This is a genomic window from Cupriavidus sp. AU9028 (genome assembly GCF_019795295.1).
GTDB lineage: Bacteria > Pseudomonadota > Gammaproteobacteria > Burkholderiales > Burkholderiaceae > Cupriavidus.
Genome location: NZ_JAIMCG010000011.1, coordinates 127,265 through 153,546 on the forward strand (window position 1 = coordinate 127,265; position 26,282 = coordinate 153,546).

Below are 26,282 nucleotides of genomic sequence, written 5' to 3' on the forward strand. Positions count from 1 at the left end.
CGGCAAGGTTGGTTAGCCGGCTATTATAGCCCGGCTATGGGAAGAACGGCAAGCCGACTGCCCCGCCACGCCCCTAGATGGCAAGCAGGCGTTGCTGCAGGGCCATCGCATCCGCGGCGAGATCCGGTTCGGCGCCCAGCAGCAGCCCCAGCGCCACACGAGCCTTGTACGGATTCAGGTCGCCCGCGGTCGGGAACGCCGCCGCCGCGGGATTGATATAGGGCGGCACCGCGACATGCCCTGCGCCGGTCCGGCTGCTGCGCACCACCGCGACGCCGGCTTCCGCGGCATCGACCAGCGCCGCCACCAGCGTGTCATGGACCGAACCGTTGCCCGCCGCGGCAACGACGATGCCACGCGCGCCGCCGGCAACCAGCGCATCGACCATCAGCCGGCTCGGCTCGGCATAGCTGGCGACGATTTCCACCAGCGGCCACGACGACGGCATCGCCCACGGCTCGGCCGGTCCGGGCAACGGCGCGCGCAGGACGCGCACGGTCGCATCCTGCACGAAGCCCAGCGGCCCGGCGGAGGGCGAAACGAAGGCCCCAACCGACGCCGTATGCGCCTTGACCGCATCGCGGGCGGAATGGATCTCCTGGTTCAGCACCACCAGCACGCCCTTGCCATGCGCCTGCGGATCGGCGGCGACCCGGATCGCATCGAGCAGGTTGGCCGGTCCATCGGCCGACAATGCCGTCGAGGGCCGCATCGCGGCGGTCAGCACCACCGGCACCTCGACGCGCAGGGTCAGATGCAGCAGCATCGCGGTCTCTTCCAGGGTGTCGGTGCCGTGCGTGACGACGATGCCCGCGACATCGGGCTGCGCCGCCCAGTGGTCGATCCGGGCGGACAGCCGTTTCCATAGCCCGAACGACATGTCCTTGCTGTCCACCTGCGCGACCTGCTCCGCCTCCAGCCTGGCCACCGCGCCGAGCACCGGCACCGCCTGCAGCAGCGCCGACACCGGCACCGTTGCCGCCTGGTAACGGGCGCTGCTGGCGGCGCTGGACGCGGAACCCGCGATGGTTCCGCCGGTGGCGAGGACGATCACACGTGGCAAGGTCGACATGGGAACAGGCGTCTATTCAGGATGGACAAGAGGCGCCCGCAACAGGGGCGGCGCACGTAAACCGCGGAAAACGAAAGGCGCCGATTGTACCGCCTACCGGATCGCACCATGGCGCCTGCCGCCCGGCTAACACGTTGGGGGGCACCGCAAGGCATCTCCGGATGCCGCAAGCGGCTCCCTATGCATCCAGGCAACAGCGAGAAATTCCACTTGCACTTCTCGTCACACTGTATAAAATCACAGCACACTGTTTAAACGTACAGTGGTTCGGACAGTGCGGCGCTCCTTCGCCATGCTGTTCCCCGCAACCCAATCCACCTGGCGACCATGGCGACCCTGACTCCGCGGCAGCAGCAGATCTTCGATCTGATCCGCAATACGATCCGGCAATCCGGCATTCCGCCGACCCGTGCCGAAATTGCCGCGCAGTTCGGTTTTTCCTCGCCCAATGCCGCCGAAGAACATCTGCGCGCCCTCGCCCGCAAGGGGGTCATCGAGATCACGCCGGGCGCTTCGCGGGGAATTCGCCTCAAGGTCAACCGCAGCGATTCGGAACTGTCCGATCAATTCTCGCTGCCGCTGGCGGGCGTGCTGCAACTGTCGCTGCCGCTGGTCGGCCGCGTCGCGGCCGGCAGCCCGATCCTCGCGGCCGAACACATCGACCGTCAATACCAGGTCGATGCCTCGGTCTTCGACGAACGCCCGGATTACCTGCTGCGGGTACGCGGCATGAGCATGCGCGACGCCGGCATTCTCGATGGCGACCTGCTCGCGGTGCGCCGAGCCCAGGAAGCCGCCAACGGCAAGATCGTGGTGGCGCGTATCGGCGAGGACGTTACCGTCAAGCGACTGAACCGCAAGGGCGACAGCATCGAGCTGATCGCCGAGAACCCGGACTTCAGCAATATCGTCGTGCGCCCCGGGCGCGATGAATTCTCACTGGAGGGCATCGCGGTCGGTCTGATCCGCCCGTCGGCCTTCTGATTACCGGCGGGACCACCCGCCCCTCCCTCGTCTTGCACGCCCTCTAGCGAGGCGCCTCTGGCGCCGTTGCGAGACCCCCTGTTGCCGCCATTTTCGTGAGGTCAACCATGCTGCAAGCCGTTCGCACCCATCACCGTCATCCCGTTCAGCCGGTTCCGTTCCGCCAATCCAAGGGCGTGCGCATCTATCAGGGCTCGCAGCGGCGCACCATGGTCGGCAGCATGGCCGCAATCTGCCGGATGCTGGAGCTCGATCAGCCGGAAAAGCTGCGGGTCTGAGGCGGCGGGAACGGGCACCAAAAAAATTCGTGCCACCTACTAGCCATTCTCAAAAGACGTGCTTATAATCTCGGTTTCCGTCGCACAGCGATGTGCGCACCGGAGACAACGGTGGCTGTAGCTCAGTTGGTAGAGTCCAGGATTGTGATTCCTGTCGTCGTGGGTTCGAGTCCCATCAGCCACCCCAGAATTGCATGACAAGAACAGCGGCCCACGGGTCGCTGTTCTTGTTTGTGGCGCTGCTGTCTTGCGGCCGTGCTTGTTGTGCTGCCGCCTCGGTCAGCTTCCTTCGCCCCAGCGAAGCTCCATGCGCACCGCTTCCCGGATCGCTGCCCTCGCCGCATCTTCGGACGCGTACAAGCCGGGCAGGCGCCGGCTGCGGCCATTGAGCACGGCAGCCTGCAATGCCTGCGCGGCGGCGGCATCCTCCCCCTTGTGCCAGCAGTAGCGGGCGGTCCAGCACCCGCTTTGCAGTTGCTCGGTCACCCAGACCACCCTTACCCCTTCGAGCGCCACGCCGAACAAGCCCTCGTCTTCCATTCCCCACCTCCCTGCCGGATGGTTGAACGGGCAAAAAAAAGTCCGCGCTTGGCGGACTTTTAAACTCTTGCGATCTCAATGCCCTGAAGGCACCCTGACTGTAGCCGGAGCGTTTGCGATTTTCCATTCGGGTAAACGTAAAAGTGGGTGCGGCGAGCGGCGGGCGTGCGAAAAAAAGCCCGCACGGGGCGGGCTCCAAAATCAGTTGAAGAAAGCCCCGTATTCGGAGGCAGGTTCAAGTGTAAGAAAGTCGGAAACAGATTGCCTATCTAGGGGAATCCCTTTCCGCACCTTTTCCCTCTCGTCCGCGGCGCTCCCGCCCTGCCTCCGGCCGGCCAGATTCGACGCCGAAGCCGCCCCGTTCATCGAAGAAACGACTGAAAGTGGCGCGACAGACGCCACCCTGCCATTTGCAACCCGAGTTAGAGGACTTCCTCCATTTGCTCGCGGATCGGCGTCCGCAGATGCGAGCGGGCCTCCTCGAACAGCACATCGACCTGTTCGCGCGAGCGGACCGCCTGCATGCGACGGGCGTCGGACAGGACCCGCCGCCATCCGCGCCCGCCGGCCACGCCGCGATGCAGGCCGAGCATATGACGCGTCACCGCGCCCATATAGCCGCCCGCTTCCACCAGATCGCCGATATAGCGCTGCATGGCCAGCTCGACGTCGAGCCGGGATGCAACTGGCTCGCTGCCGCCGTAATAGCGCTGGTCCACCTCCGCCAGCACATAGGGGTTGTGGTAGGCCTCGCGGCCGAGCATGACGCCGTCGACATGCTGGAGGTGAGAGTCGATTTCCGCGTAGGCGGTGATGCCACCATTGATCAGAATTTCCAGCATCGGAAATTCCTGCTTCAACCGGTACGCCACTTCGTAGCGCAGCGGCGGGATTTCGCGGTTCTCTTTGGGGCTCAGGCCTTTCAGGATGGCATTGCGTGCATGGACGATGAACGTCTGGCAGCCCGCCTCGGCAATGGTGCCGACGAAGTCCCGCACGAAGCCGTATTCCTCGATGGCGTCGATGCCGATGCGATGCTTGACCGTCACGGGCACGTTCACTGCTTCCCGCATCGCCCGCACGCAGTCGGCGACCAGGCCCGGTTCGGCCATCAGGCAGGCACCGAAGGCGCCGCGTTGCACTCGCTCGGAGGGGCAGCCGCAATTGAGGTTGATCTCGGCGTAGCCCCACTGCTCGCCCAGTTTCGCCGCCGCTGCCAGTTCCGCCGGCTCGCTGCCGCCCAGCTGCAGCGCCACCGGCTGCTCGGCGGCATCGAAGTCGAGGTGGCGCGCCACATCGCCGTGCAGCAGCGCGCCCGTGGTGACCATCTCCGTGTACAGCCAGGCATGGCGGCTCAATTGCCGGTGAAACATGCGGCAGTGGCGGTCCGTCCAGTCCATCATCGGCGCGACCGTGATGCGGCGGGCGGGGATACCGCCAGCAGCCGGCACGGACGAGGCAGCGGAATGGGACAGCGCAGGGGACAGCGCAGGGGACGGCGCAGGGGACGACGCGGCGCCGGGTGCGCCTGACTGGGTGAACGACAAGGACATCTGCAACGCCGGTTTCCGGCGGGCTTGTTTCACGAGTCCGGCAGTATAGGGCAGTCGAGGCAATCCCGCCGGAGCCGCGCTGCGCCGCTGTCCTCGTGCCGATTCCAACCATCGACTCCGACCGAATGCGGATGGTCGGCAGGAGCGCCTCACCCTATGCTAGCTGGACTGCCCTCCTCTTCCGGTCGGCCCCTGCGCCTGCCGCGGCTGCGCCGCGCACCACCGGCCGACGGCCTGACGAAGGCGGGCCCGACCTTGCCCCATGCACGGATGCTGAACGTCAGAGAGCTAGCCGGCCTTTCCCTTGTCATGGCGCTGGTGCTGCTTTGGGCGATGGCGGCCGTACTGGCCGATCCCAGCGCCAACCACTACGGCATGTACGACTTCCGGCCGCCACCGTCGCCGTACTGGTGGATCTGGTTCAACAAGCTGAAAATCGACTCGCACTACGCCATTGGCGCGATCGACTGGCGCATCTGGCTGGTGCTGCCTGTGTATCTGGGCGCGCTGCTGCTGATCGGCAGCCGCCTCGATTGGCTGCTTGGCATTCCCGCTGCGCGCCCGGCCCTGTTCGACAAGGTGTTCGGCGCGCTGGCCGGATTCGTACCCTGCTATATCGGCGCCTGCGGCCTGAATCGGCTGCTGTCGCTGCTGGCCCCCGCGCGCACGGCGGCCCTGGCATCGTTCGCAGCGGTCGCCGCCATCGCGCTGGCGATCGCCGTGCGCGCGGCGCTGGCGCGCTCGCGCACCCAGCGGTCGCCGGGCATGGGGATCCGCGCCTTCGACTGGCGGGCCACCGCGCTGGTGGCGCTGCTGATCGTGCTGGCAGGGGTGCTGTCCGTGCAGTTCGGTTTTGCCTTCGTCGCCGGCGACCGGACCATCCATGAACTGGAGCGGGTGGTGCTGGACCCCCATCTGGGGCCGGGCGCCGGCGCACGTCTGCCGCTGTTCGGCTACCACTATGACGAACTGGCCTTTCTCCTTCCGGTGCTCTATGCGCGGGCGGCCCCCTTTCCCGACCCGAACGCGCTGCTGGTCCCGTTCTGGGCCACCGCGGCGCTGGTCAAGCTGTCCGCGTTCGCGCTGACCGCCGCGCTGCTGCGCGCGCTGGGAATGCGGGCCGCAGCCGCCGTCGTCGCCACGGGCCTGGTCTTCTATGGCGCGCTGACCTTCGATCCGACCCATCGCTACTATCTGTTCGACTCGGCAAACCCGGTCTTCTTCGTGCTGCATCCCGGGCGCGTCATCAGTTCGCTGGGACTGTTCTGGTGCCTTGCGCTGGCGACGCTGGCGCTGCGCGTCGATGGCCGCCAGCGTTTGTCCTGGCAGACGCTGGCGCTGCTGCCGCTGCTCGGCCTCGGCCTCGGTTCGATCACCATCAACGTGGCGCTGAGCGTCGTGGCCGCCGTGCTGCTGGTTTTCACTCTCGTCACGCTGCAGCGAACCGGGGCGGAACGCCTCTCGCTATCGGTGGCCATCGCCTTCTGTGCACTGGGGCTGCCCGCCATCTATCTGCGCTTCGAGCACTACGCCGCCTGGGGGGCGCCGGCCTATCTGGCCGGCATGCTCGCCATCGTGGCGGCGTATGCGATCGCCGCCTGTCTCGACCGGTCCCCTGCCCCTGCCGCGACCGCCGGCGCGGGGCGCCGCATGGCGTGGCGGGGGGCCGCGCTGCTACTGGTCACGATCGTGCTGGGCCTGACCACCGGCAACATGACGGCAAGGCTGGTCGCCGACTGGATGCCGTGGCTGCGCGGCATGGAACTGCTGGCACCGCAGGCCGAGCTGATGGGAATGGGCCAACGGCTGCTGCAGGCCGGCCACCTGTCCAGCCCGCACTGGCCGATCGCGCACCAGAACGGCTTCGGCGCGTTCTCCGCCCATTTCGGCCTGCCGCTCGTACTGGCCCTGCTCGCGTGGACCGCGATCGGGCTGCGCCGCGGCACTCGGGACCCGGGCGACGATGCCGCGGATACGCGCGCGCTGCTGATCGCGCTGTGCGCCTTCCTCGCCGGGCTGTTCGCGATGGATTACCTGCTGGTCGATACCCGCTTCGCCAAAGCCGACTGGGACTACTACCGGCAGTTCTCGGTACGCACCCGCCTGATCGAGGGCGGATACTACGCGGTCATCCTGCTGTCGCTTGCCGCGCTGTGGAAACGGGCAGGATTGCGCGTGCGGCAATGCATGGTGCTGGCGATGGCGATCCTCATTGCGGGACCCGAACTGTCCAAGGAGTCGCGTGTGTTCAAGCAGGCGCGTGCGAATGCCTCCTTCATCCTGAAGGTGGCAACCGGAAAATAGCGCGAGGAAGGGGCGGCGCCCCGCTTCAGTCGACCAGACGCGGGCGTCGCGGCTGCAGCTCGAGGCCGAGCTTCACGATCAGGTCGAAGGCGTCGGCGAGCAGATGCTGTTGCCGTGGCAGCAGGCTGGCGTACGGCATGTCGTAGATGGACTGGTGCGCCCCCCGCATGCCCTTCAGGCCCCGGTCACGGGCGATGTCGGAAAGCAGTGCGGCGAAGCCGGACAGGTCCTCGGCGTCTATCGCATTGTTCAGCACCGTTGCGAGCAACTGCGGGGAGGCGGTCGCCCAGCAGCCGACCAGGTCGGCATTGGCGGCGGTATCGAAGGGAAAGTCGCTTGGATCCATTTCGCTATTTACGGTCGGGGCGGCCTGCCCTTTAGCGCAATCTTCCCGGCTCCCCACTACCGGAGGGAGAGCCGGGACGGCATTGCCCGCCGGCCGCGCCATGCAGTCACGCCTGGCAGCGCCAGCTCAGGCGACGGCGGTGCGCTCGATCCAGTCCGCGAAGGCGGTCATGAACGTGCCCAGGAACGCCCTGGTCGACTCGTTGTTCAGCGCCCCACTGTCGTCGAACAGCTTGTTGACGCCACCGATATAGGCCTCGGGCATCTGCAGCACCGGCACGTTGAGGAACACCAGCGACTGACGCAGATGATGGTTGGCGCCGAAGCCGCCGATCGCGCCCGGCGACGCGCTGATGACCGCGCCCGGCTTGCGGTCCCAGGCGCTGCTGCCATAGGGACGCGAGCCGACGTCGATGGCGTTCTTCAGCGCCGCCGGTACCGAGCGGTTGTACTCGGGCGTCACGAACAGCAGCGCATCGGCGCGGCGGATGCGATCGCGAAACGCGGTCCATTGCGCCGGTGCATTCGCCTCGGCATCCTCGTTGTAGAGCGGCAACTGGCCGATCTCGACGATCTCCAGCTTCAGTTCGGGCGGCGCGACCTGCGCCAGGGCCATGGCCAGCTTGCGGTTGTACGATTCCTTGCGCAGGCTGCCTACCAGCACTGCAACATCACGGGGAGTGCTCATCGTGCTTCCTCTTTCCGGTGAGAATTTGGGGGGCCGAGGACCGGGGACCGGCAAGGCCGGCGGCAGGCCTAGCCGCGCAGCGAAGCCAGCGGGTGCGATGCCGCGGGCCAGGGACTGTCGAAGAACGCCATCACCCGAGCCCGTTCGACCTCGTCAAGCCGGGCCGGGCGCCATTTCGGCGCGTGGTCCTTGTCGATGGCCAGCGCGCGGATGCCCTCGACGCCATCCCCCTCCCGGAAGACCGCGTGCATCATGTCCAGTTCCATCCGCAGTTCGTCCTCCAGGCACATGTCGCGCGCGCGGCGGATCTGCTCCAGCGTCACGCACAGCATCAGCGGCGAGCGCGCACGCAGCATCGCCGCCGTCTGCGCCGCCCAGTCGCCCGGCGCATCGCTGACGTGCACGAGGACCTGCTGCACCGACGGCGCGGCGAAGGCGGCGTCGATCGCCTGCCGTTCCCGGGCAAGCATGCCCTGTGCCGGGTCGCAGGCCGCCGCATGGTTGGCAGTGGCAGCGTCGATCGCAGCAAGCAGGGCGGCGCCGCTGTCGAAGCGCGACGCGCGCAAGCTGGCCTGCAGCTCCGCCAGCGCATTGGCCGGCAGGAACGCGTCCGCGAGCCCCGCGTAGAGGGCATCGGCCGCGCCGATCACGGTGCCGGTCAGGCCAAGATACTCGCCGATCCGGCCAGGTGTGCGCGCGAGGAACCAGCCTCCGCCCACATCGGGAAACAGGCCGATATTGGTCTCCGGCATCGCCATCCTGGTGCGATCGGTGACCAGCCGGCGCACGGCGCCCTGGGAGATGCCCATGCCGCCGCCCATCACCACGCCGTCCATCAGCGCGACATAGGGCTTCGGATAGCGGTGGATCCGGTGATTCAGCGCGTATTCCTCGGCGAAGAACTGACCCAGCAGCGGATCCTGCGCCAGCGCGGCCTGGTGGAAGAAGCGGATGTCCCCGCCGGCGCAGAACGCCTTGCCGCCAGCGCCGGCGATCACCACGCCGACTACCGCCGGGTCGTTCGCCCAGTCGTCCAGTGCGCGCGTCAGCGCGCGGATCATCTCCAGCGACAGCGCGTTGAGCGCCTGCGGGCGGGTCAGCGTCAGATAACCGACGCCACCGAGGACTTCCGTTACTACGTGGTCCGTCATGTCTGCGGCTCCTCCTGTCTTGTCTCCAGCCCGTCACTGTACACCAGCACCGGCGGCCGGCCGGAGTCCCCGCGCGGCCGCCGCAGGGCGAAAAAAAACCGCACTCGATGGTGCGGTTTCTTCCGGGCCTTCGGCCCTGTGCTGCGACGCTTACGCGTTCTCGCGGGAGGCACGCTTGCGCTCGTGCTCCTTCAGATGACGCTTGCGCAGACGGATGCTCTTCGGCGTGATCTCGACCAGTTCGTCGTCGGCGATGAATTCCACCGCGTATTCGAGCGACATCTGGATCGGCGGTACCAGGCGCACGGCCTCGTCGGTACCCGAGGCGCGCACGTTGGTCAGCTGCTTGCCCTTGATCGGGTTGACCACCAGGTCGTTGTCGCGGCTATGGATGCCGATGATCATGCCTTCGTACAGCGCGTCGCCCGGCTTGACGAACATGCGGCCGCGATCCTGCAGCTTCCACAGCGCGTAAGCCACCGCATCGCCGTCGTCCTGCGAGATCAGCACGCCGTTGTGGCGCTCGCCCAGGCCGCCTTCGCGCACCGGCGCGTAGTCGTCGAAGATGTGCGAGATCAGGCCGGTACCACGGGTCAGCGTCAGGAACTCGCCCTGGAAGCCGATCAGGCCGCGGGCCGGAATGCGGTACTCCAGGCGGGTGCGGCCCTTGCCGTCCGATGCCATGTCGAGCAGTTCGCCCTTGCGGCGGCCCAGCTCTTCCATGATTGCGCCCTGGTGGCCGTCTTCGACGTCCACCGTCAGCAGCTCGTACGGCTCGTGCTTGACGCCGTCGATTTCCTTGAACACCACGCGCGGACGCGACACCGCCAGCTCGTAGCCCTCGCGGCGCATGTTTTCCAGCAGGATGGTCAGATGCAGTTCGCCGCGGCCGGACACTTCGAAGATGGTGTCGTCGCCGGTATCCTGCACGCGCAGCGCCACGTTCGACTTCAGCTCGCGGTCCAGGCGCTCGCGCAGCTGGCGGCTGGTGACGAACTTGCCTTCACGGCCCGCCAGCGGCGAGGTGTTGACGCAGAAGTTCATGGTCAGCGTCGGCTCGTCGACCTTCAGCATCGGCAGCGCTTCGACGGCGTCCGGCGCGCACACGGTGCAGCCGATGCCCAGCTCTTCGATACCGTTGATCAGCACGATGTCGCCGGCTTCCGCCTCGGGCACGATTTCGCGCTCCAGGCCGCGGAACTTCAGCACCTGGTTGATACGGCCCTTGATCGGGTTGCCTTCCGGACCGAACTTGACCACCACGTCCTGCAGCGGCCTGGCGCGGCCACGCGAAATGCGGCCCACGCCGATCTTGCCGACGTAGCTGTTGTAGTCCAGCGAAATGATCTGCAGCTGCAGCGGACCGTCCGGATCGTCGTTACGCACCGGCACCTTGTCCAGCACCGTCTCGAACAGCGGCTTCATGTCGCCGTCGCGCACGTCTTCGGTAAGGCCGGCATAGCCGTTCAGCCCCGAGGCGTAGATCACGGGGAAGTCCAGCTGCTCGTCGGTGGCGCCCAGCTTGTCGAACAGGTCGAAGGTCTGGTTGATGACCCAGTCCGGACGCGCGCCCGGGCGGTCGATCTTGTTGATCACGACGATCGGCTTCAGGCCCAGCGCCAGCGCCTTGCGCGTGACGAAACGGGTCTGCGGCATCGGGCCCTCGACGGCGTCCACCAGCAGCAGCACGCCATCGACCATCGACAGCACGCGCTCGACCTCGCCGCCGAAGTCGGCGTGGCCCGGCGTGTCAACGATATTGATATGCGTACCGTTGTATTCGACCGCGCAGTTCTTCGCGAGAATCGTGATCCCGCGCTCCTTTTCGAGGTCGTTCGAATCCATCACCCGCTCCGCTACCTGCTGGTTGTCACGGAAGGTGCCTGCCTGGCGCAGGAGTTGGTCAACCAGGGTGGTCTTGCCATGATCGACGTGGGCGATGATGGCGATATTGCGGATTGCGCGGGTCATTGCGGCTCTCGCTCGGAACTGGCTTTCAAAAAATCAACCCGCGATTCTACCATGTTGCGGCGCGCAACGCCGGGGCTGGATCAAAGAGGCAATCTGGTCCGCCGCCCGTCTTCGCTCGCGGCCCCAAGGCACGAAACCCGCCTCTGGCTCGCCAGAAGTGATGCACGCATCGCAATAATTGCGAAAACAGAAATGACTAGTTGCGATCCTTGCCTTACGTTTTCCAGCGGAATATATTTGCCGCGACAATGATTGCACAGACAAGAGAATGAGCGCCGCCCTGGACACCCCGTTGTTCGATCCCGCCGACTACCGGATGTGCGAAAGCCCCGGTTACCTGCTGATCCGCGCGCGGGCGGTGCTGAGCAACGGCCTGGAGCAGCAGCTTGCGGGCCTGGACATCACCCACGCCCAGGCGTCCTGCCTGCTGATGCTGGCGCAGAACCGCGCACGCACCGTCACCGACGTCGGCCGCGAGATGAACATCGACATCGGCTCGGTCACTCGCCTGATCAGCCGCATGGAAAAGCGCGGACTGGTCCGGCGCCAGCGCAGCGAGGCCGACCGGCGCATCGTCGAGCTGGTCATCACCGACCAGGGCCATGCGCTGGTGGCGCAGTTGCCCGCGATGATCTGCCGGGTGCTGAACCGCCATTTCGCCGGCTTCAGCCCGGAGGAGGTGGACCAGTTCAAGGACATGCTGCTGCGGATCATCGGCAACAACAGCGGGTAAGCGGCGCGCGCCTCCCTTCCCGCGCCGCTTGCATGCCGCGCCGTTCCCTTACCGTTTTCGTTACATCAGTTACATGCCTACCCTTCACTTCACTCCTGCCGTGCCGGTCCGGCAGACCGCTTCCAGCCGCCGCCCCATCCGGGCCGCCGTGCTTGGCGCCATCGCCGCCGCCGTACTGGCCGGCTGCGCCTCGCTCGGCGACTCCCGGCCCACCCAGGTCGTGACGCAGCCCGAGCAGCTGGCCACCGCCGTCTCGCTGCCTGCCGAGCACGGCCAATGGCCGTCGGTCGACTGGATCGACCAGTTCCAGGATCCCCAGCTGCACGCCCTGGTGCAGGAAGCCATCGCCGGCAGCCCCAACCTGCAGGCGGCGCTGGCCCGCGTGCAGGCGTCGCGCGCACTGGCCGAGGCCAGCCGCAGCGCGCTGTTCCCGCAGGTGGACTTCACGGCCTCGCTGCAGCGGCAACGCTTCTCCGAGACGGAGTTGTACGAGGGCACGCCGCGCGCCGGCACCTGGCAGAACCTCTCCCGGCTGCAGGCGGGCCTGTCCTATGACCTGGACTTCTGGGGCCGCAACCGCGCGGCGCTGGAAGCCGCGCTGTCCGACGACCGGGCCGCGCAAGCGGAAAGCCAGGCCTCGCGGCTGCTGCTGACGACCGCGGTGGCGCGCAACTATGCGCGGCTGGCGGCGCTGTACGCGCAGCGCGACGTCGCCGAACGCGCCATCGCGCAGCGCAACGATCTGACCGCGCTGTCGCGGCAACGGTTGTCCGCCGGGCTGGATACGCAGGTGGAAACCACCCAGGCCAGCGCCACGGTGGCGGCCGCCCGCACGCAATTGCAGCGGGTCGACGAGGAAATCGCGCTGGCGCGCAACCAGCTGGCCGCGCTGCTCGGCAAGGGTCCGGACCGCGGCCTGGCGATCGAGCGCCCCACGCTGCTGGCGCAGCCGACGCCGCAGCTGCCGGACAACCTGGCGATCAACCTGATCGGGCGCCGGCCGGACCTGGTGGCGGCACGCTGGCGCGTCGAGGCCACCTCGCACGACATCGAGGTAGCGCGCGCCGAGTTCCTGCCCAATATCAGCCTGACGGCGGCGATCGGCCTGGCGTCGCTGGATCCGTCCAACCTGCTGCTCGGCGCCAGCCGCACGCTCGGCTTCGGCCCGGCCCTGCGGCTGCCCGTCTTCGAAGGCGGGCGGCTGCGCGCCAACCTGAAGGGACGCCACGCCCAGTACGACCTGGCGGTCGCCAACTACAACCAGACCCTGGTCGACGCGCTGCGGGAAACGGCGGACACGGTGACCAGCATCCGCAGTGTCGACCAGCAGATCGGCACGCAGCGCGAGGCGCTGGCGCTCGCCGAACGCGCCTACGAGCTGGCCACGACCCGCTACAAGGCGGGCCTGGGCACGCAGCTGACCGTCCTCAACGCGGAAAGCAACGTGCTGGAGCAGCGCCGGCAAGCCACCGATCTGCAGGCGCGCCGGCTCGACCTGCAGATGGCGCTGATGAAGGCATTGGGCGGTGGCTACCAGGATGGCGGCACCGCGAGTGCGGCCACGCGGGGCAAGGCGGCGCAGGCGAGCTGAGCGGCCTTCCTTCTTCCTCGCACCGAATTTCCGAATCACAAGACAGACCAGCATCGACATCATCATGAGCGACGAGCAATCCGCGAACAACCGCACCACCCCCTCCCCTGCGCCGGTCGCCGCGCCGGCCGCCATGCCAGCTCCCGCTGCGGGCAATGGCAAGCGCAAACGGCTGCTGCTCGCACTGACCGCCGCCGTGGTGGTCGCCGGGCTCGCCTATGGCGGCTATTGGGGCGCGTACGCGCGCTATTTCGAATCGACCGACGATGCCTACGTCGCGGGCAACGTGGTGCAGGTCACGCCGCTCACCTCGGGTACCGTGGTGGCCATCAGCGCCGACGACACCCAGCTGGTCACCGCCGGGCAGCCGCTGATCCAGCTGGACCGGGCCGACAGCCAGGTCGCGCTGGAGCAGGCCGAGGCGCAGCTGGCGCAGGCCGTGCGCGAAGTGCGCACGCTGTTCGTCAACAATGGTTCGCTCGCGGCGACCGTCGCCGTGCGCGAAGCCGATGTCGCGCGGGCGCGGGAAGACGTACGCCGCCGCGAGGCCATCGCCGGCTCGGGCGCGGTGTCGAACGAGGAACTGGCGCATGCGCGCGCGACGCTGCAGGCGGCGCAGGCCGCGCTGCTCGCCGCGCGCGAGCAGCTCGCCTCCAACCGCGCGCTGACCGACCAGACCTCGGTCGAAAAGCACCCCAACGTGCAGCGCGCCGCCGCCAACGTGCGCGCCGCCTACCTGAACTTCGCCCGCTCGCAACTGCCCGCGCCGGTGACCGGCTATGTCGCCAAGCGGTCGGTGCAGGTCGGCCAGCGCGTGAACGCCGGCACGCCGCTGATGGCAGTGGTGCCGCTGGACCAGGTGTGGGTCGATGCGAACTTCAAGGAAGTGCAGATCGCCCATATGCGCATCGGCCAGCCGGTCACCCTCCATGCGGATGTGTACGGCTCCGGCGTCGAATACCACGGCAAGGTGGCCGGCTTCTCGGCGGGCACCGGCTCGGCGTTTTCGCTGCTGCCGGCGCAGAACGCCACCGGCAACTGGATCAAGGTGGTCCAGCGCCTGCCGGTGCGCATCGCGCTGGACCCGCAGGAACTGCGGGACCATCCGCTGCGCGTCGGGCTGTCGATGAACGTCACGGTCGACGTGCACGATGAAGGCGGTGCGGCGATGGCGAATGCCAGCAACACCGTCAATCCGGCGTTGAGCACGGCCGTCTACGACAAGGTCGGGCACGACGCCGATGCGCTGATCGCGCGCATCATCGCCGTCAACAACGGCGCGAGGGGGGCGGCGGCCGCCTCCCAGGCGGGTGCCCGTCCCGCGCTCGACAAGCAAGCCTGACGATGTCGTCCACCGTGACCGCCGGCGCTGGCCGGCCCCCCCAAGCCCCGCCGGCACCGGCCCCGGCGCATCTGCAACCGTTGACCGGGGGCAAGCTGCTGGTCGGCACCATCGCGCTGTCGCTGGCGACGTTCATGAACGTGCTGGACTCGTCGATCGCCAACGTGTCGATCCCGGCGATCTCGGGAGACCTGGGCGTGTCGCCGAACCAGGGCACCTGGGTCATTACCTCGTTCGCGGTGGCCAACGCCATCTCGGTGCCGCTGACCGGCTGGCTGACCACCCGCTTCGGGCAGGTGCGGCTGTTCATCACCTCGATCCTGCTGTTCGTGCTGTCGTCATGGCTGTGCGGGGTGGCGCCCAACCTGGAAATCCTGCTGGCCGCGCGGATCCTGCAAGGCGCCGTCGCCGGGCCGATGATCCCGCTGTCGCAGTCGCTGCTGCTGTCGAGCTATCCGCCGCACAAGAGCACCATGGCGCTGGCGCTGTGGGGCATGACCACGCTGGTGGCGCCGATCATGGGACCGCTGCTGGGCGGCTGGATCTCGGACAACATGACGTGGCCGTGGATCTTCTACATCAACATCCCGGTCGGCATCCTGGCGGCCTATGCGACCTGGGTGATCTATCGCGACCGCGAGACGCCAACACGGGTGCTGCCGATCGACCGGATCGGCCTCGCCCTGCTGGTGATCTGGGTCGGCTCGATGCAGCTGATGCTGGACAAGGGCAAGGAGCTGGACTGGTTCCAGTCCGGCGAGATCGTGGCGCTGACCGTGATCGCCGTGGTGGGCTTCCTGTTCTTCCTGGTCTGGGAGCGCCACGAGCCGCATCCGGTCGTCGACATCAGCCTGTTCAAGGGCCGCAACTTCAGCGCCGGCGTGGTGGCGATCTCGGTCGCCTACGGGCTGTTCTTCGGCAACCTGGTGATCCTGCCGCTTTGGCTGCAGACCATCGTCGGCTATACCGCCACCGATGCGGGCATCGTGATGGCGCCGGTCGGCATCTTTGCCATCCTGCTGTCGCCGGTGATCGGCCGCAACCTGCCGAAGATGGACGCGCGCTGGGTCGCCACCGCGGCCTTCATCACCTTCGGCGTGGTCAGCCTGATGCGCTCCCGCTTCACCGTGGAAGTCGATACCACCACGCTGATGATCCCGACGCTGATCCAGGGCGCGGCGATGGCGATGTTCTTCATCCCGTTGACGTCGATCATCCTGTCCGGCCAGCCGCCGGACAAGATCCCTGCCGCCTCGGGCCTGTCGAACTTCGTGCGCATCACCTTCGGCGCGATCGGCGCATCGATCTCGACCACCATCTGGGAGAACCGCTCCGCGCTGCACCACGCCCGCCTGGTCGAGCAGGTCAACCCCTACAACCCGGTCTACACCGGGCACGTCGAGCAGCTGATGCAACAGGGCATGAGCCATGCGCAGGCGGTTGGCGTGATCGAGCGGACCATCTCGCAGCAGGCGTCGATGCTGGGCGCCAACGACATCTTCTGGATCTCGGGCGTGCTGTTCTTCGTGCTGATCGTGTTCGTCTGGATGACCAGGCCGAAGAAGCAGTCCGGCGGGGCCTCGGCCGACGCGATGGCGGCGCACTGAGCAGCGCCGGCCGCAGCCTGCACCGGCCGGCTCAGCCCTCCAGGCGGACCAGCCGTTCCGGCCGCAACGCGCCTTCCCGGAAGCGCGCGACACCCAGCAGCCGGGCCGGCTCGCCACCGTAGACGCGGGCCAGCGTGTCCTCGCCCAGCCCGTCCGTGCCGACCGCCCCAGGAGCAAGGTCCCGGCCGGCGATGCGCTGGCCCTGCAGGAAGCGCCGGGCGGCGTCACCGTCCAGCGTGACCGGCACGCAGCGCTGCAGCAAGGCGTCAACCGGAGCCAGCAGCCCCGGACGGCCGGCGTCGTCATGCTCGCCCAGCTGTTCCAGCGTCACGGCGCCCGCCAGCGTCAGGTCGCCCACACCGGTGCGCCGCAGCGCCGTCAGATGCGCGCCGCACCCCAGTGCCTCGCCGATATCCTCCGCCAGCGTGCGGATATAGGTGCCCTTGCTGCAGGTGACGCGGATGGTGAAGCACGGCGCCTGCGGCAGCTCGGAGGCCAGCAGCGCAATCGCATGAATGGTGACGCGGCGGGCGGCGCGCTCGACGGTCTGTCCCGCGCGGGCATACTCGTACAGCGGCCGCCCATCCTTCTTCAGCGCCGAATACATCGGCGGCACCTGTTCGATCTCCCCGGTGAAACGCACCAGCATGGCGGCGATCGCCGCGCTGTCGCAGGTCACCGGGCGCTGCGCGATCACCTCCCCTTCGGCGTCGCCGGTGGACGTCCGCTGCCCCAGCCGGACCGTCGCTTCATAGGTCTTGTCGGCATCCAGCAGATCCTGGGAGAACTTGGTGGCCTCACCGAAGCACAGCGGCAGCAGCCCGGTGGCAAGCGGATCGAGCGTGCCGGTATGGCCGGCCTTGTTGGCGCGCAGCAGCCGCTTGGCGCGCACCAGTGCATCGTTGGACGACAGGCCGAGCGGCTTGTCGAGCAGCAGCACGCCATGGACATCGCGGCGCGGCAGTCGGGGCGCCCGCGTAGCGTTGGAGTCTTTCATCGATTGGGGAGTGCGCCGGGGGACGGCACGTGAACGGCGAATGGACGAACGAGGCGAGCAGCCGGGCGGCTGCGCCGCCGCCTGAGACGGCGGCAGCCGAACGGAAAACGGCCACCCGAAGGTGGCCGTCCCGATTCAATCGTCCCGCGCCCGGGTCGCGTTCGCCTGGTTGATCAGCTTCGACATCTCGATCGCATGTTCGACCGAGGTGTCATGGAAGAACCGCAGCGTCGGCACGGTATGGATATGCAGGCGCTTGAACAGCAGCGAGTGCAGATACCCGGCCTTCTCGTTGAGAAGCGCCTCCGCCTCGGCAGGCTCGGCGCCCAATACGGTGAAGTAGACCTTGGCGTGCGCGTAGTCCGGTGTCAGCGACACCGACTGCAGCGTCACCAGGCCCAGCTTCGGCTCGCGCAGTTCGCGCTGGATCATCTCGGCCAGGTCCTTCTGGATCTGGTCGGACAGGCGCAGGTTGCGCGAAGAGATATTGCCTTTCTTGGCCATGCAATCCGCCTATGTCGGCAATGGAACCGGGGCGGCGGCAGGCTCTCGCCCGCCGCCCCAACGCGCCTTACAGCGTGCGCGCGACCTCGGTGATTTCATACACCTCGAGCTGGTCGCCTTCCTGAACGTCGTTGAAGTTCTTGATCGACAGACCGCACTCGAAGCCTTGCTTGACTTCCTTGACGTCATCCTTGAAGCGCTTGAGCGAATCCAGTTCGCCCGAGAAGATGACGACGTTGTTGCGCAGCACGCGGACGAAGGCGCCGCGCTTGACCAGACCGTCGGTGACCATACAACCGGCCACCGCGCCGATCTTCGGCACGCGGAACACCTGGCGCACCTCGACCTGGCCGATCGTGACCTCGCGCTTTTCCGGCGCCAGCATGCCCGACATCGCCGCCTTGATCTCGTCTACCGCATCGTAAATGATGTTGTAGTAGCGGATATCGATGCCGTTGCTCTCGGCCAGCTTGCGCGCACCGGCGTCGGCCCGCACGTTGAAGCCGATGATGACGGCCTTGGAAGCGGTTGCCAGGTTGACGTCCGATTCGGTGATGCCGCCCACCGCGCCGTGCACGATCTGCACACGAACTTCGCTGGTCGACAGCTTCTGCAGCGACTGCACCAGTGCTTCCTGCGAACCCTGCACGTCGGCCTTGACGATCAGCGGCAGCGTCTGCACCTCGCCTTCCGTCATCTGCTCCAGCATGTTCTCCAGCTTGGCCGCCTGCTGCTTGGCCAGCTTGACGTCGCGGAACTTGCCCTGGCGGAACAGCGCGATTTCGCGCGCCTTGCGCTCGTCCGGCAGCACCAGCACTTCCTCGCCGGCGGCCGGCACTTCGGACAGGCCCTGGATCTCGACCGGGATCGACGGGCCGGCTTCCTTGGTCGGCTTGCCGTTCTCGTCCAGCATCGCACGGACCCGGCCGTAAGCGCTGCCCGCCAGCACCACGTCGCCGCGGCGCAGCGTACCGCTGCTGACCAGCACCGTGGCCACGGGGCCCTTGCCCTTGTCCAGCTGCGCTTCCACCACCAGGCCCTTGGCCGGGGCCTCGACCGGTGCCTTCAGCTCCAGGATTTCGGCCTGCAGCGACACCTGCTCCAGCAGGTCCTCGATACCGGCGCCCGTCTTGGCCGACACCGGCACGAACGGCGAATCGCCGCCGTACTCTTCCGGCACGACCTGCTCGGCCACCAGTTCCTGCTTGACGCGGTCCGGGTTGGCTTCGGGCTTGTCGACCTTGTTGATCGCCACCACGATGGGGACCCCGGCCGCCTTCGCGTGCGCGATGGCTTCCTTGGTCTGCGGCATCACGCCGTCATCGGCGGCCACCACCAGGATCACGATGTCGGTCGCCTTGGCGCCGCGCGCACGCATTGCCGTGAACGCCTCGTGACCCGGCGTATCGAGGAAGGTGATCACGCCACGATCGGTCTCGACGTGATAAGCGCCGATATGCTGCGTAATGCCACCGGCTTCGCCCGCGGCGACCTTGGTGCGGCGGATGTAGTCCAGCAGCGAGGTCTTGCCATGGTCGACGTGACCCATCACGGTGACGACCGGAGGACGCGGCAGCTGTTCGGCGTCCGACTGCTCGTCGCCGCCTTCGATCAGCAGCGCTTCCGGATCGTCCAGCTTGGCCGCCAGCGCCTTGTGGCCCATTTCCTCGACCACGATCATCGCGGTCTCCTGGTCCAGCACCTGGTTGATGGTGACCATCTGGCCGAGCTTCATCATCTGCTTGATGACCTCGGACGCCTTGACCGCCATCTTGTGGGCCAGATCGGACACGGACACCGTTTCCGGCACGTGCACTTCACGGACCACCGGTTCCACCGGCGCCTGGAAGGAGCTGCGGTGATCGTCCTGCTGATGCCGGCCGCCACGGCCACGCGGGCCGCCGCGCCAGCCGCCGACGCCGCCCGACGAGTCGCCGCGCGTCTTCAGGCCACCGCCCTTCTTGCGCGAACCTTCGTCCTGCCAGGTCGACGAGGCACCCTTGACCACCTTGCCCGTCTTCTTGTCGATGACGGTACCGGTGGCCGGCTTCTTGTCTTCCTTCTTCGCTTCGGTGGTGGTGCCGGCCGGCTTGACCGGCTTGTGCAGGGTGCCGCTCTGCTCGGCCTTCTTTTCCTCGGCCTTGCGCTCGGACGGCGCCTTCAGCACACGTGCCGGCGCGTTCAGCATCTGCTGGATCGCACGGGCCTCGGCCTCGGCGGCCTCGCGGCGCTTGCGGGCCGCATCTTCCTGCTCGGCGCGCGCCTTGTCGGCCGCGGCCTTGGCATCGTCCGCGGCCTTCTGCGCGGCCGCACGCTCGGCAGCCAGACGCGCCTTGTCGTCCTCGGCGGCCTTGCGGCGCGAATCGTCGGAAGCGGCGGCGGTCAGCGCGGCGGCTGCCGCGGCTTCTTCCTCGGCCTTGCGACGGGCGAGCTCCGCCTGGCGCCGCTCCTCGGCCTCCAGGGCCTCCTGACGGGCGCGGCGCTCGGCTTCCTCGCGCTCGGCTGCCTCGCGGGCTGCCTTGGCTTCCGCCTCCTGGCGCGCCAGCAATTCGGCCTGGCGGCGTTCCTCTTCCTCGCGGCGAGCCTGCTCGGCGTGGTCGACCACCGGCGCGGCCACCTCGTGGCCGTCCGCACCGGTATCCGCCGGCGTTTCGTCGCGCTGGATCAGCACGCGCTTCTTGCGCACCTCGACCTGCACCGTCCGCGTCTTGCCGGTGGCATCCGCCTGACGGATCTCGGAGGTTTCGCGCTTGGTCAGCGTGATCTTCTTGCGAGAACTGTCGTCGCCCTGGCCATGGGAACGCTTCAGGTAGTCCAGCAACCTGGACTTGTCCTGTTCGGTGATGACGTCCTCAGGCTTGGACTTGCCCACCCCAGCTGCCTGCAATTGTTCCAGCAGGGCAGCTGCGCTGCGACTCAGTTCTGCGGCCAGTTGGGCAACTGTTGTGCTTGCCATTCAAACCCTTTTCAATGCTCGGTTTCTACGTCGGGACAGTCTTGTGCGGAAAACGCGCTCGATGAAGAACGTGTCCCTCAGTTGAACCAGTGTTCCCGTGCTTTCATGATCAGCGCCTTGGCTTCGTCCTCGCCCACGCCGGTCATCTCGACCAGTTCGTCGACCGCCAGCTCTGCCAGATCGTCGCGCGTATGGATGTCGCGCTCCGCCAGCTTGCCGATCAACTCTGGATTGAGGCCGTCCAGCGAGCGCAGATCCTGCGACACCGCCTCGACCTTCTCTTCCCGCGCCAGTTCCATCGTCAGCAAGGCATCGCGGGCGCGGTTGCGCAGCTCGTTGACGGTGTCCTCATCGAATGCCTCGATCTCCAGCATTTCGTTGAGAGGCACATAGGCTACTTCTTCCAGCGAGGAGAAGCCCTCCTCGATCAGGATGTCGGCCACTTCCTGGTCCACGTCCAGCTTGGACATGAACAGCTGGCGCACCACTTCGCTTTCCTCGGCCTGCTTCTGCGCCGATTCTTCCTGCGTCATGATGTTGATCTGCCAGCCGGTCAGCTCGGACGCCAGGCGAACATTCTGCCCGCTGCGGCCGATGGACACCGCGAGGTTTTCCTCGTCCACCACCACGTCCATGCTGTGCTTTTCCTCGTCCACCACGATGGACTGGACCTGCGCCGGGGCCAGCGCGCCGATCACGAACTGCGCCGGATCTTCCGACCACAGCACGATGTCCACCGCTTCGCCGCCGATCTCGTTGCGCACCGCCGTCACGCGGGTACCCCGCACGCCGACGCAAGTGCCGATCGGATCGATGCGCTTGTCATGCGCGACCACCGCGATCTTGGCGCGTACGCCGGGATCGCGCGCTGCCGCCTTGATCTCCAGCAAGCCCTGTTCCATCTCGGGAACTTCGTTCTCGAACAGCTTGATCAGGAACTGCGGCGAGGTGCGCGACAGCTCGATCTGCGGACCGCGCGCGGTGCGATCGACATTCAGGATATATGCGCGCACGCGGTCGCCGGTGCGCAGGTTTTCCTTCGGAATGATCTGATCTCGCGCAAGCAGCGCCTCGACGCGGCCCGATTCGACGATCAGCCCCTTCTTGTCGGCGCGCTTGACCGTGCCGGTCATGATCTTCTCGCCGCGCTCCAGGTAGTCATTCAGGATCTGCTCGCGCTCGGCGTCGCGGATGCGCTGCAGGATCACCTGCTTGGCAGCCTGCGCGCCGATCCGGCCGAATTCGACCGATTCGATCTGCTCCTCGACGAAATCGCCCAGCTCGATGTTGGCGTCCTGATCGCGGGCCTCGAACAGCAGGATCTGCTTGTCCGGCTCCTGCAGGCCCTGCTCGTCCGGCACCACCAGCCAGCGGCGGAAGGTTTCGTGTTCGCCGGATTCCCGGTCGATTGCCACGCGGATATCGACGTCTTCCTCGAATCGCTTCTTGGTGGCCGAGGCGAGCGCCGCCTCAAGGGCACCGAAAACCACATCCTTGTCGACGTTCTTCTCGCGCGCAAGCGCATCGACGAGCAACAGAACTTCGCGGCTCATTGCTTGTTCCCTTTTTTCTGATTTCCCTTGAAGTCGATCACCGGCACCAGGCGTGCCTTGTCGACATCGGATACGGTGAATTCCAGCAGCGCGGGACCGTCCTTGCCTTCGAACTCCAGGCCGATGCGCTCCGCCCCCGCGTCGCCGCTGACGCCCCGCAGAATGCCAACGAAATTCTTGCGGCCGTCGACCGGCAGACGCAGCGTGACGCGTGCCTCTTCGCCGGCGAACCGTGCATAGTCGGCCAGTTTCTTCAACGGTCGGTCCAGCCCGGGGGACGACACTTCGAGCCGCTCGTACTCGACGTTCTCGACCGTCAGCACGTGCGTGAGCTGCCGGCTGACCTTTTCGCAGTCTTCGATGGCGATGCCCGTGTCCGGCTGATCGATGTAGACGCGCAACAGCCCACCGGGGGCGCGTTCGAGCTCGACCAGCTCATACCCCATGCCGGTCAGGGTGGTTTCGATCAAATCTGCCAGATGCACTGTCGTTCCGAAAATTGGCCTTCAAATCTGCCGGTCAGCTGCCGGCTCCCCCGCTGCGCGAAGGCTGGACCGTGGCCGAACCGGCTGGTTCGACCCCGATGAGTTTCAGCCCCGCCTGTCGATTCGACTTGGCGGAGCGGAATGCATTCGGGCGAACCAAAAAAAAATGGGCGCAATGCCCATCATTCGCCCATCCCATCGAGGATGACTTTTGAATAGACTTGGATTATACGCTGTGCGCCAATAAAAGGCAAAGGCACGGCCGCTTCGTCGGCCGTGGCCCCTGCGTGGTGCGCCGCCAAGCCTCTGGCGGCGCCCACGGCACTCAACGGTTGCCGCCGCGCGGACGCCCGCGCCGGTTGCCGGCAGCCTTGACCGGCGGCTTGCCGCCCGGCTTGGCGCCGGGCTTCCCGGGCTTGCCTGCCTTCTGCATCACGTTTCCGTTCGCCTCGCCACGGCGGCCCGGCTTGCCCTGCCCCATGCCCTGGCCGCGGCCGCGCGGCGCACGCAGTGTCGGCTGCGCCGTTTCCAGGCCGACCGTGCCGGCATACTTGGTGGTATGCGAGGTCAGCAGCGTCGGCGCGGTGATGTAGCCCATCGAGGTCTGCATCGGGTCCGGCTGGCCACGGCTGCCGTTGCCACGCGCGCCCCCTTCCTTGTTGAAGCGCGGCAGGCCGTCCATGCCGGTGTGCATCGGCACGCCTTCGATCGCCGCCTGCTCGCGCTGCTTGCGCCCGCCGACGCGGGTCGCGCCCTTGGCACCCGCGGCCTGCTTGGCCGGCGCCTTCAGGCCGATCGCCGCCATCATCGAGCGAACCTCTTCCGGGTCCAGTTCCTGCCAGCGGCCGCGCTTGAGGCCGCGCGGCAGCAGGAAGGCACCGTAGCGGGTACGGATCAGCCGCGACACGGTCAGCCCGACCGCCTCGAACATCCGGCGCACTTCACGGTTGCGGCCTTCGGTCAGCGCCACGTGATACCAGTGGTTGACGCCTTCGCCCCCGCCATCCGCGATGCGCAGGAAGTTGGCCTGGCCGTCATCGAGCTGGATGCCCTGCAGCAGGCGCTGGCGGTCCGCCTCGCTCAGCTCGCCGAGCGTGCGCACCGCGTACTCGCGCTCCACGCCGTAGCGCGGGTGCATGAAGCGGTTGGCAATGTCGCCCGAGGTGGTGAAGATCAGCAGGCCCTCGGTATTGAAGTCCAGCCGGCCGACCGCGACCCACTTGGCAGTCTTCAGGCGCGGCAGGCTGTCGAACACGGTGGGACGGCCTTCCGGATCGGACTGGCTGACGATTTCGCCAGAGGGCTTGTGGTACAGCAGCACGCGCGGCGGCTTGGTGCTGATGCGGCGCTGGATCAGCTTGCCGTTCACGCGCACCTGGTCCGTCGGCAGGATGCGCTGGCCGATATGGGCAGGCAGTCCGTTGACCGAGACGCGTCCTTGCAGGATCAGCTCTTCCATCTCGCGGCGCGACCCCAGTCCGCCATCGGCCAGCACCTTGTGCAGTTTGGGCGCGTCGTCCTCGGCGGACAGTTCGCGCACCGGCTTGGCCTTGGCCCGGCCGCCGGCCGCGGCTTCCGCGTCGTACTGGCCGGAGATCACGAAGCGGAACAGGTCTTCGGTCGACCCTGCGGGCTTGTCGGCCACGCCCGGTGCGGCGTCCTGGGAGGGGCCCTTGCCGTTGCGGCCAGGCGCTGCCTTGCCCTTGCCGGCCTTGCCCCTGCCCGCATTCAATCCTTGCTGGCCCTTGCCGCCCGGCCCACGGCCCGCGGCATTGCCCTTGCCTTGCCGGCTGGCGCCCCGGCCGCGCGGCTGGTCGTCGGCAGCGTCGGCCGCGACGGCACCATTGGTCCCTTCGGCGCCCTGACCCGGCACCACCGTCCGGCCCGGGCCCCTGCCGCTCTTGTTCCCCCTGCCACCCTGGCGGGCGCCCGCGCCCTGGCGCGGCACGCCGGCCTCGGCGCCGTCGGCCTCGGCGCGGCGCGGCTGGCGCGGCTTGCGGCGGGGCTGGCCTTCGTCCGTGGCCGGCGCAGCGGTGCCTTCGGCCGAACCGTCCGCTCCCGTGGCCGCTTGCGCCTCGGCGCCTTCGGCCGGGCGGCGGCCGCGGCGCCGGGGCGCGGGTGCCGAGGCAGGCTCACCGCCCGCCACATCGCCGGCTTGCGCGGCGTCGCCACCGGCTGCGTCCCGATCCTGCGCGGCCTGACGGCGCGATGCCACCAGATTGCGCAAGCCGCGGCGCAGGCCCTTGCGGCGAGGCGCCGCGCCTTCGGCGGGCGCATCGGCTTCGCGCACGTCGTGTTCAATAGAGTCGGACAAAGTATTCACACTCGGTTATTGCATCTGGTGTTCAGTTCGGGACGCGCTCGTCCTGCTCGTCGGCGTCGCGCGTGGTCGCGCCGATCGCCTGGTGCCGGTCGGTTTCGCCGTCATCGCTGGCGAAAGCCGCGGCCGGTTCGGGAACCGCTTCCCCGGCCATCGCTGGGTCGCCATCGCCGCCATCGCCGCCATCCTGGCGGCCATCGCCCTGGACCGGCCGCTCGGCAGCATCGGCAAGCCACCGCGGCAGCCCGTCCTCGGCGGGTTGCGTCGCCGGTGGCGTCGCATCCTGAGCCTCGGGACCGGCGGCGGCCGATGGGTCGGCCGCCACAGCGGTTTCCTCGTCGGCGCCGGCGGAAGTGGCGACGGCTTCGAAATCGATGGCCTGCTGATCGAGCAGCGCTGCCTGCACCTGGGCCTGGGGGTCCTCCAGCGGCGGCAGCTCGTCCAGCGTGCGCAGGCCGAGGTCGTCCAGGAAGGACTTGGTGGTGGCATACAGGGCGGGCTTGCCCGGCACGTCACGATGGCCGATAACCTCGATCCAGCCGCGATCCTCCAGCTTCTTGACGACTTCGGTGCTGACCGTCACGCCGCGGATTTCCTCGATGTCACCGCGCGTGACCGGCTGACGGTAGGCAATGATGGCCAGCGTTTCCATCACTGCACGCGAATATTTCGGCGGTTTTTCGGGATTGAGCCGGTCGAGATACTCTCGCATCGCCGGCCGGCTCTGGAAGCGCCAGCCGCTGGCCAGCGCGACCAGCTCCACACCCCGCTGCTCCCAGTCCTGGCGCAGCTCGTCGAGCAGCGCGCGGATCGTGTCGGCGCCAACGTCGTCGGCGAATAGCCGGCGCAGATCGGAAACGCGCAGTGGCTCCTGCGCGCAGATCAACGCCGTCTCGAGGACGATTTTCGCCTCTTGGGTATTCATGTTGTGGTGTGCGACCTGTCGTTGCGTCTGCGTCCGGCGTGTCCCGAAGCGCTACAGATTTTCGGATTCAGCGATTGCGAGCCGTCCCTGGTCACAGCCGCCATTTCATGCGCCGCCGCCGGACGTACTTCTGAGTACGCCGCCGTGCGCCTGCTCATCGGTGCATCGATTGCCGGTCCGTCCCGGCCAGAGGTCGTTCGCCGAGCCCGCCACTGCGGCTCAGGGAACGCTTGTGCCGCACTGCGCCTGTCATGCAGCCGACACGCCCCGGACGACCGCGATCACTCCGGGTGCAGAACAACCATTGATATTGATCGGCCGTGACCGACCGCGCCGGCATCCGCCCACTCCGTCGGCTCCATGCCGGCAGCCGGTGTTCTTGG

General features: G+C 67.5%; 21 protein-coding genes and 1 tRNA gene. 8 read left to right on the plus strand and 14 right to left on the minus strand.

Going from position 1 to position 26,282, the window contains the following annotated elements:
* Positions 1 to 73: 73 nt before the first annotated feature.
* The gene (locus tag K6V06_RS13735) at positions 74 to 1,072 is read right to left on the minus strand and encodes an asparaginase (RefSeq protein ID WP_222244259.1); all 999 of its coding nucleotides are present in this window, start codon (positions 1,070 to 1,072) and stop codon (positions 74 to 76) included.
* A gap of 327 nt (positions 1,073 to 1,399) precedes the next feature.
* On the opposite strand from K6V06_RS13735, the gene lexA reads away from it, so the two are divergent.
* From lexA to K6V06_RS13750, 3 genes are all read left to right on the plus strand, one after another.
* Positions 1,400 to 2,056: a transcriptional repressor LexA gene (gene lexA, locus K6V06_RS13740; protein WP_222244261.1), complete on the plus strand. Its 657-nt coding sequence runs from the start codon at positions 1,400 to 1,402 to the stop codon at positions 2,054 to 2,056.
* 107 nt (positions 2,057 to 2,163) lie between these two features.
* A complete protein-coding gene (locus K6V06_RS13745; protein WP_222244263.1) occupies positions 2,164 to 2,334 on the plus strand; it encodes a hypothetical protein in 171 nt (56 codons plus the stop codon).
* Positions 2,335 to 2,445: 111 nt separating this feature from the next.
* Positions 2,446 to 2,521, plus strand: a tRNA-His gene (locus K6V06_RS13750).
* A 92-nt stretch (positions 2,522 to 2,613) separates the two neighbouring features.
* Here the strand turns inward: K6V06_RS13750 and K6V06_RS13755 are convergent.
* Together K6V06_RS13755 and dusA are read right to left on the minus strand one after the other, a co-directional pair.
* On the minus strand, positions 2,614 to 2,874 hold the full coding sequence (locus K6V06_RS13755; protein ID WP_222244265.1) for a hypothetical protein: 261 nt from the start codon (positions 2,872 to 2,874) through the stop codon (positions 2,614 to 2,616).
* 422 nt (positions 2,875 to 3,296) lie between these two features.
* A complete protein-coding gene (dusA, locus tag K6V06_RS13760; RefSeq protein ID WP_222244267.1) occupies positions 3,297 to 4,427 on the minus strand; it encodes a tRNA dihydrouridine(20/20a) synthase DusA in 1,131 nt (376 codons plus the stop codon).
* 156 nt (positions 4,428 to 4,583) lie between these two features.
* Between dusA and K6V06_RS13765 the strand changes: the two genes are divergently transcribed.
* Entirely contained in the window at positions 4,584 to 6,731 is a 2,148-nt protein-coding gene (locus K6V06_RS13765) for a hypothetical protein (RefSeq protein WP_222244269.1), read from the plus strand.
* Positions 6,732 to 6,756: 25 nt separating this feature from the next.
* Here the strand turns inward: K6V06_RS13765 and K6V06_RS13770 are convergent, their stop codons facing one another.
* From K6V06_RS13770 to typA, 4 genes are all read right to left on the minus strand, one after another.
* Positions 6,757 to 7,077, minus strand: coding sequence for a hypothetical protein (locus tag K6V06_RS13770; RefSeq protein WP_222244271.1), 321 nt, complete (start codon positions 7,075 to 7,077; stop codon positions 6,757 to 6,759).
* 126 nt (positions 7,078 to 7,203) lie between these two features.
* The gene (locus tag K6V06_RS13775; RefSeq protein ID WP_222244273.1) at positions 7,204 to 7,764 is read right to left on the minus strand and encodes an NADPH-dependent FMN reductase; all 561 of its coding nucleotides are present in this window, start codon (positions 7,762 to 7,764) and stop codon (positions 7,204 to 7,206) included.
* Positions 7,765 to 7,832: 68 nt separating this feature from the next.
* Positions 7,833 to 8,915 (minus strand): enoyl-CoA hydratase/isomerase family protein, encoded by a 1,083-nt coding sequence (locus K6V06_RS13780; RefSeq protein ID WP_222244275.1) that lies wholly within the window; start codon positions 8,913 to 8,915, stop codon positions 7,833 to 7,835.
* A gap of 150 nt (positions 8,916 to 9,065) precedes the next feature.
* On the minus strand, positions 9,066 to 10,886 hold the full coding sequence (gene typA / locus K6V06_RS13785) for a translational GTPase TypA (protein ID WP_222244277.1): 1,821 nt from the start codon (positions 10,884 to 10,886) through the stop codon (positions 9,066 to 9,068).
* 268 nt (positions 10,887 to 11,154) lie between these two features.
* Here typA and K6V06_RS13790 point away from each other — a divergent pair, with 268 nt between their 5' ends.
* From K6V06_RS13790 to K6V06_RS13805, 4 genes are all read left to right on the plus strand, one after another.
* Positions 11,155 to 11,619, plus strand: coding sequence for a MarR family winged helix-turn-helix transcriptional regulator (locus K6V06_RS13790; RefSeq protein WP_222244279.1), 465 nt, complete (start codon positions 11,155 to 11,157; stop codon positions 11,617 to 11,619).
* A gap of 73 nt (positions 11,620 to 11,692) precedes the next feature.
* The gene (locus K6V06_RS13795; protein WP_222244281.1) at positions 11,693 to 13,210 is read left to right on the plus strand and encodes an efflux transporter outer membrane subunit; all 1,518 of its coding nucleotides are present in this window, start codon (positions 11,693 to 11,695) and stop codon (positions 13,208 to 13,210) included.
* Between the two features lie 64 nt (positions 13,211 to 13,274).
* Entirely contained in the window at positions 13,275 to 14,552 is a 1,278-nt protein-coding gene (locus tag K6V06_RS13800; RefSeq protein ID WP_222244283.1) for an HlyD family efflux transporter periplasmic adaptor subunit, read from the plus strand.
* A 2-nt stretch (positions 14,553 to 14,554) separates the two neighbouring features.
* Positions 14,555 to 16,159 (plus strand): DHA2 family efflux MFS transporter permease subunit, encoded by a 1,605-nt coding sequence (locus tag K6V06_RS13805; RefSeq protein WP_222244285.1) that lies wholly within the window; start codon positions 14,555 to 14,557, stop codon positions 16,157 to 16,159.
* Between the two features lie 31 nt (positions 16,160 to 16,190).
* On the opposite strand, the gene truB is transcribed toward K6V06_RS13805, so the two are convergent.
* From truB to scpB, 7 genes are all read right to left on the minus strand, one after another.
* Complete coding sequence (gene truB / locus K6V06_RS13810) at positions 16,191 to 17,156, minus strand: tRNA pseudouridine(55) synthase TruB (RefSeq protein WP_222244287.1); 966 nt, start codon at positions 17,154 to 17,156, stop codon at positions 16,191 to 16,193.
* A gap of 135 nt (positions 17,157 to 17,291) precedes the next feature.
* Entirely contained in the window at positions 17,292 to 17,660 is a 369-nt protein-coding gene (rbfA, locus tag K6V06_RS13815) for a 30S ribosome-binding factor RbfA (RefSeq protein ID WP_222244289.1), read from the minus strand.
* Positions 17,661 to 17,727: 67 nt separating this feature from the next.
* The gene (infB, locus tag K6V06_RS13820) at positions 17,728 to 20,616 is read right to left on the minus strand and encodes a translation initiation factor IF-2 (protein ID WP_222244291.1); all 2,889 of its coding nucleotides are present in this window, start codon (positions 20,614 to 20,616) and stop codon (positions 17,728 to 17,730) included.
* A 77-nt stretch (positions 20,617 to 20,693) separates the two neighbouring features.
* Positions 20,694 to 22,169, minus strand: coding sequence for a transcription termination factor NusA (gene nusA, locus K6V06_RS13825; RefSeq protein ID WP_222244293.1), 1,476 nt, complete (start codon positions 22,167 to 22,169; stop codon positions 20,694 to 20,696).
* Entirely contained in the window at positions 22,166 to 22,654 is a 489-nt protein-coding gene (gene rimP, locus K6V06_RS13830) for a ribosome maturation factor RimP (RefSeq protein ID WP_222244295.1), read from the minus strand. The genes nusA and rimP overlap by 4 nt, the downstream gene beginning before the upstream one ends.
* A gap of 325 nt (positions 22,655 to 22,979) precedes the next feature.
* Positions 22,980 to 24,968, minus strand: a complete 1,989-nt coding sequence (gene rluB / locus K6V06_RS13835) for a 23S rRNA pseudouridine(2605) synthase RluB (protein ID WP_222244297.1) — start codon at positions 24,966 to 24,968, stop codon at positions 22,980 to 22,982.
* 31 nt (positions 24,969 to 24,999) lie between these two features.
* The gene (gene scpB / locus K6V06_RS13840; RefSeq protein WP_255581835.1) at positions 25,000 to 25,899 is read right to left on the minus strand and encodes an SMC-Scp complex subunit ScpB; all 900 of its coding nucleotides are present in this window, start codon (positions 25,897 to 25,899) and stop codon (positions 25,000 to 25,002) included.
* Between the last annotated feature and the right edge of the window lie 383 nt (positions 25,900 to 26,282).

Bases quoted from the DNA above. Each gene is read 5' to 3' on its own strand.
- K6V06_RS13735 (WP_222244259.1), bottom strand. From the start codon at position 1,072: ATGTCGACCTTGCCACGTGTGATCGTCCTCGCCACCGGCGGAACCATC.
- lexA (WP_222244261.1), top strand. From the start codon at position 1,400: ATGGCGACCCTGACTCCGCGGCAGCAGCAGATCTTCGATCTGATCCGC.
- K6V06_RS13745 (WP_222244263.1), top strand. From the start codon at position 2,164: ATGCTGCAAGCCGTTCGCACCCATCACCGTCATCCCGTTCAGCCGGTT.
- K6V06_RS13755 (WP_222244265.1), bottom strand. From the start codon at position 2,874: ATGGAAGACGAGGGCTTGTTCGGCGTGGCGCTCGAAGGGGTAAGGGTG.
- dusA (WP_222244267.1), bottom strand. From the start codon at position 4,427: ATGTCCTTGTCGTTCACCCAGTCAGGCGCACCCGGCGCCGCGTCGTCC.
- K6V06_RS13765 (WP_222244269.1), top strand. From the start codon at position 4,584: ATGCTAGCTGGACTGCCCTCCTCTTCCGGTCGGCCCCTGCGCCTGCCG.
- K6V06_RS13770 (WP_222244271.1), bottom strand. From the start codon at position 7,077: ATGGATCCAAGCGACTTTCCCTTCGATACCGCCGCCAATGCCGACCTG.
- K6V06_RS13775 (WP_222244273.1), bottom strand. From the start codon at position 7,764: ATGAGCACTCCCCGTGATGTTGCAGTGCTGGTAGGCAGCCTGCGCAAG.
- K6V06_RS13780 (WP_222244275.1), bottom strand. From the start codon at position 8,915: ATGACGGACCACGTAGTAACGGAAGTCCTCGGTGGCGTCGGTTATCTG.
- typA (WP_222244277.1), bottom strand. From the start codon at position 10,886: ATGACCCGCGCAATCCGCAATATCGCCATCATCGCCCACGTCGATCAT.
- K6V06_RS13790 (WP_222244279.1), top strand. From the start codon at position 11,155: ATGAGCGCCGCCCTGGACACCCCGTTGTTCGATCCCGCCGACTACCGG.
- K6V06_RS13795 (WP_222244281.1), top strand. From the start codon at position 11,693: ATGCCTACCCTTCACTTCACTCCTGCCGTGCCGGTCCGGCAGACCGCT.
- K6V06_RS13800 (WP_222244283.1), top strand. From the start codon at position 13,275: ATGAGCGACGAGCAATCCGCGAACAACCGCACCACCCCCTCCCCTGCG.
- K6V06_RS13805 (WP_222244285.1), top strand. From the start codon at position 14,555: ATGTCGTCCACCGTGACCGCCGGCGCTGGCCGGCCCCCCCAAGCCCCG.
- truB (WP_222244287.1), bottom strand. From the start codon at position 17,156: ATGAAAGACTCCAACGCTACGCGGGCGCCCCGACTGCCGCGCCGCGAT.
- rbfA (WP_222244289.1), bottom strand. From the start codon at position 17,660: ATGGCCAAGAAAGGCAATATCTCTTCGCGCAACCTGCGCCTGTCCGAC.
- infB (WP_222244291.1), bottom strand. From the start codon at position 20,616: ATGGCAAGCACAACAGTTGCCCAACTGGCCGCAGAACTGAGTCGCAGC.
- nusA (WP_222244293.1), bottom strand. From the start codon at position 22,169: ATGAGCCGCGAAGTTCTGTTGCTCGTCGATGCGCTTGCGCGCGAGAAG.
- scpB (WP_255581835.1), bottom strand. From the start codon at position 25,899: ATGAATACCCAAGAGGCGAAAATCGTCCTCGAGACGGCGTTGATCTGC.